The sequence below is a fragment of the Parcubacteria group bacterium genome, from assembly GCA_041657845.1.
Classification (GTDB): domain Bacteria; phylum Patescibacteriota; class Minisyncoccia; order Moranbacterales; family JAKLHP01; genus JAKLHP01.
Window position 1 is genome coordinate 1,444 of record JBBABD010000065.1, and the last position, 1,136, is coordinate 2,579.

Annotated in this window: 1 protein-coding gene and 2 tRNA genes; 2 read left to right on the plus strand and 1 reads right to left on the minus strand. The window is 49.5% G+C overall.

The window, feature by feature from the left end; genetic code table 11:
* Positions 1-50: 50 nt before the first annotated feature.
* Together WC906_05510 and WC906_05515 are read left to right on the plus strand one after the other, a co-directional pair.
* Positions 51-135 (plus strand) — tRNA-Gly (locus WC906_05510).
* 83 nt (positions 136-218) lie between these two features.
* Positions 219-302 (plus strand) — tRNA-Arg (locus WC906_05515).
* Positions 303-617: 315 nt separating this feature from the next.
* Here the strand turns inward: WC906_05515 and WC906_05520 are convergent.
* Entirely contained in the window at positions 618-1,004 is a 387-nt protein-coding gene (locus WC906_05520) for a hypothetical protein (protein ID MFA5777858.1), read from the minus strand.
* Positions 1,005-1,136 lie beyond the last annotated feature (132 nt).

Consider the following 1,136-nt stretch of genomic DNA (forward strand, 5'->3'; position numbering starts at 1 on the left):
GCATTAGACCTATAACAAAAAGACTGTTCCTTAAAACGACGCAGGAATTTGGCCGTATGGCGAAATTGGCAGACGCACTCTCCTTCCAAGATAGTGTCTTACGACGTGTGGGTTCGAATCCCACTGCGTCCACCATTTTAACCATTAACCCTCCTGCCTCGTTTCAAGGAACAGTCTCGGTTAATATCCGCCCAGTAGTTAGACAATGGACATAAAATGGAGGGTTGCGCGGAATGGTAACGCGTCGGTTTCCTAAACCGCGGCTCTGACAGGCTTTGTGAGTTCGATTCTCACACCCTCCGCTTTGTGTCTATTGCCTAGCTCCAAGGCGGATATTTGTTATCCACACCTTACGGTATTATATCAATTTGTCAAGGGTGGCACAATGACTTGTCAAATTCTTGATTTTTAACGTTAATTTTAGTAAGTTAAATATCTATGGCGATTACCTCCAAATCCTCCTTCCTCACGCTCCTGCGGGCTTTAGCAGCGCGGCGAGCAACACCGCGAACCTCGCCGTGTCGCTGTGCCGGTTGTTGCGGTGGAACACGAAGCCGTCAACGTAAGACTAAAGACGGCACGATAACAAAACCCCGCCGGTTGGGCGGGGCTTTGGTCTAATGCGTTACGTGGAATAAACCACGATATTTTATCTGTCGTTTCTCGTGAGCGACAATCGCGGCGTGGCTTTCTTCGGCTTTTTCTTTTATGAAGGTTAGGGCGTCGTCAGCATTACGGAACAGGGCGTCAATGCTGGACGATGAAACAGCAAATTCTTTGTGATTGACCGTATTCAGAAGACGGGCGCTCCAGACGATTGTTCTCACGTCTCCAGTTGAATTAAGGACGCTCTGCCACTTGACGACGCGGCACTTGACGATAGACAAACTGGTGTGCCCAAGCACAACATCTGTTCCATTTGTAGAGAACGGAGAGAGACAGTCTACGACAAAAACATGGTCGCCAGCCTTGATTTTCCTCGGGTCTAGGTTAAGTTCGCGCATATTAGGCTTTTCCCGTCTTCATCATGTTAATCAACTCGCCGTCCTTCTCCATCCGGTCCACTTCTTCCGGGCCGACCTTCCATAAGTAACCGGCGACGCGGTGGGCCTTCATCGTCCCCTTCTTCACTCGGT